At 52.9% G+C, this 543-nt stretch carries 1 rRNA gene; it reads right to left on the reverse strand.

Annotated elements, in window-relative coordinates:
- Window positions 1-543 (reverse strand): 23S ribosomal RNA (locus tag H0X90_RS35340); the annotation flags it as partial.

Here is a 543-nt window from a genome sequence, read left to right on the forward strand (position 1 = left end):
TTTCACCCCCAGCCACAAGTCATCCGCTAATTTTTCAACATTAGTCGGTTCGGTCCTCCAGTTAGTGTTACCCAACCTTCAACCTGCCCATGGCTAGATCACCGGGTTTCGGGTCTATACCCTGCAACTTAACGCCCAGTTAAGACTCGGTTTCCCTTCGGCTCCCCTATTCGGTTAACCTTGCTACAGAATATAAGTCGCTGACCCATTATACAAAAGGTACGCAGTCACCCCATTAAGAGGCTCCCACTGCTTGTACGTACACGGTTTCAGGTTCTTTTTCACTCCCCTCGCCGGGGTTCTTTTCGCCTTTCCCTCACGGTACTGGTTCACTATCGGTCAGTCAGGAGTATTTAGCCTTGGAGGATGGTCCCCCCATATTCAGACAGGATACCACGTGTCCCGCCCTACTCATCGAGTTCACAGCCTGTGCATTTTGGTGTACGGGGCTGTCACCCTGTATCGCGCGCCTTTCCAGACGCTTCCACTAACACACACACTGATTCAGGCTCTGGGCTGCTCCCCGTTCGCTCGCCGCTACTG

The sequence above is a fragment of the Burkholderia sp. 9775_39 genome (assembly GCF_015712225.1).
Taxonomy (GTDB): Bacteria; Pseudomonadota; Gammaproteobacteria; order Burkholderiales; family Burkholderiaceae; genus Burkholderia; species Burkholderia cenocepacia.